Origin of the sequence: Bifidobacterium sp. UBA6881 (assembly GCA_002451435.1) — a bacterium.
Taxonomy (GTDB): domain Bacteria; phylum Actinomycetota; class Actinomycetes; order Actinomycetales; family Bifidobacteriaceae; genus Bifidobacterium.
Window position 1 is genome coordinate 1 of sequence record DKCF01000080.1, and the last position, 2,836, is coordinate 2,836.

At 59.8% G+C, this 2,836-nt stretch carries 3 protein-coding genes; all 3 read left to right on the forward strand.

Going from position 1 to position 2,836, the window contains the following annotated elements:
- Positions 1-567: L,D-transpeptidase (locus B3C64_RS06275; RefSeq protein ID WP_291534505.1), on the forward strand; the 567-nt coding region annotated here is incomplete at its 5' end.
- A gap of 347 nt (positions 568-914) precedes the next feature.
- Positions 915-1,319: a glycine cleavage system protein GcvH gene (gene gcvH / locus B3C64_RS06280; protein ID WP_291534506.1), complete on the forward strand. Its 405-nt coding sequence runs from the start codon at positions 915-917 to the stop codon at positions 1,317-1,319.
- Positions 1,320-1,470: 151 nt separating this feature from the next.
- Positions 1,471-2,733, forward strand: coding sequence for an App1 family protein (locus tag B3C64_RS06285; protein ID WP_291534508.1), 1,263 nt, complete (start codon positions 1,471-1,473; stop codon positions 2,731-2,733).
- The last annotated feature ends 103 nt before the right edge of the window (positions 2,734-2,836 follow it).

Below are 2,836 nucleotides of genomic sequence, written 5' to 3' on the forward strand. Positions count from 1 at the left end.
GTGCTCGCCACCGTCACCAAGGGCGTCAATGGCGTGAAGGTCAAGGACGTGTCCTCGGTCGTGTCTCAGGTCGAACAGGCCCTTCAGAACGGACAGGGCGGCAATCTCACGGTGGCCGCCGACGTCGAGAACTTCCAGACCGTGCAGAAGAAGGCCGAATACCGCATCGTCGTCGACCGTTCCTCCCAGACCGCGACCGTGTACCACAACGAGGAGCAGGTGAAGACCTTCAACGTGTGCACCGGTACCACCAACAAGCACGAAACCGATCCGGGCACGTCCTTCATCTATCTGAAGTATTCCGTGCAGGACATGACCGGCAACAACGATGACGGTTCCAGGTACCTCTCCAAGGGCGTGAAGTGGGTGAGCTACTTCAACGGCGGCGAGGGATTCCACACCGCCAGCTGGAACAATTACGGCATCGCCCATGGCGACCCGGCGAACCACGGCTCGCACGGTTGTGTGAACATGTATGAGGCGGACGCCAAGTGGATTTACGACAACTGCCCGGAAGGCACCATCGTGCAGGTCACCGGCACCACGCCGTCCAGCGCGGTGCGGTGATTGGTCCCGATGCGGTGATTGCGGTCTGACGGCATGTAGCGTGATGGCGGACCGTCTGTGGAATGGCGGGATCATACGATTGTTCGTGTGGTTCCGCCGTTTCGTGTTTGAGTGCTTGGCGCGATGAATGTGCCTGACGTGGACGCTTTATGGCTGCCAAGGATTGAAAACGGGGAGCTTGCTCATGGAGTGAATGTGTGGAGTTCCCGAGACACGAATGCAAGGGGTTCTTCATGGAGCGTGGGGCTTCTGTGGTTGTCGAGGCTTGAATGTGAAGGACTGTCCGCGAGGCGCATGAGGCGTCCAACCATATCGCAATAGTTTCCCCATGCCGTACAATGAGCGGCATGAGCGAAGCAAACGACAACACCTTGAATCTTGACGTGCCGGAACATCTGGAATATTCGGACGAGCATGTCTGGGTCGATGCGTCGACCGAACCGGCCATGGTGGGCATCACCGAATACGCAACCGAACAGCTTGGAGAACTCGTCTACATCGATTTGCCGGAAGTCGGCGCGCAGGTGCAGGCGGGCGACGAAGTGGCCGAACTCGAATCGGCCAAGGCGGTGACCCCGCTGGTCACGCCGGTGGCCGGAACCATCCGCTATGTGAACAACGAGGCGGCCGACGATCCCAGCATCGTGACCGGCGACCCCTACGGCGAGGGATGGATCTTCAAAATCGAACTCGATGACGACGAGCCCGATCTGCTGTCCGCCGACGAATACGCCAAGGTCGTGGCGAAGTAGGCGAAATCCGCCCAGACTTTGCGAAACGATCCGAATATTCGTTTGTGAAACGATCCGAATATTCGTAGGGGAAGGTCGTGAATCCCTGAATAATCCCTGAATTTCGCGCTGCGTCAATCAAACGTTCGCTCACAACACCTATAGTGAATGTATGAGCGAAGCACAGCCGTTGGCGCAGCACGAATCGGAAACGCCGGACGAACAACACGATGATGTGCCGACCATGCCGATTCCGGCACGCAAGGTGGTCACCACCTTCGACGCGGCCTCGAAGCATGAGCGCATTGAAATCAAACCGCCGTTGACGCGGCTGTTCCGCCGCCTGGTCACCGGAGTGTTCGACGTCTGGCTGAAATTCTCCACCAAACTGGTACGCAACCTCGGCTGGTATCCAAGGGTGGAACCCTACGTCGGGTATGGCACCGAGCATTACTCCCGCCTGATCTGCCGAACGGTTTACGGACCATTCAAACGGCAGGCGGGGCGCCTTACCCGCGGCATCCGCGGCATGCTGACCGTGCCATCGCCGCGCACCAAGGTGCGTATCGCCATCGACGGCGTGCCATTGGAAACCATGCAGGTGGGCGCCTCCGAAGTGTTCGACGCCGTAGACCAGAATCCCGAAGTCGCCAGCGAACTCGTGGCCTCCGATTCGGCGGGCTACCTCGATTTGGTCGCCGAACATTCGCTCGAACCGGGAATCCATGACGTATCGTACCGCGTGCGTAGCCGCAAACCGGTCAAAGCCAACCTGTTCACCATTCCCAGCGGCACCAAGGTGGGCGTGATCTCCGACGTGGACGACACCATCATGGTCACGCAGGCGCCGAGCCTGGTGCGCGCGGCCTACAATCTGCTGCTGCTCGATCCGAAGAAGAAGGCGCCGGTCGCCGGCATGAACCTGCTGTTCAACCGCATCGCCGACATGTTCCCGGACGCGCCGTTCTTCTACCTGTCGACCTCACCGTGGAATGTGGAAAGCTCGATTCGACACCTCATCACCAACCATGGGTTCCCGGAAGGCCCGCTGTTGCTGCGCGACCTCGATCCGCGACCGAAGACGTTCATCCCCACCGGCGTGCAGCACAAGCTCGAGTACGCCGAGCAGCTGATGGCCGATTTCCCGGAAATGAAGTTCATCCTGATCGGCGACGACGGGCAGCGCGATCCAACCACCTATGCCACAATCGCGCGTAGGTATCCGGGGCGTGTGTTGGCGATCGCCATCCGTCAGCTTTCCCCCCGTGAGGTCACCGGCAACCTCGGCACCGTCGCCGGCCGCATCGCGACGCAGCCGATACCGGTCACGGACGTGCCGGTATTCACTGGAACCACCGGATCGAACATCATGAAGACCATGCTGCCGTATTTGCGAGCCACGCAATATGGCAGCAGGGACGGTGTGGGCTTCTGAGCGTCCGTTTGGGGAGATTCGTGTGCTGACCATCTCCCGGTGTGGTCGTTGGCTAGTCGTGAGCGACCGTTTGGGGAGGCTTGTGCGCTGATATTCTCTCCGT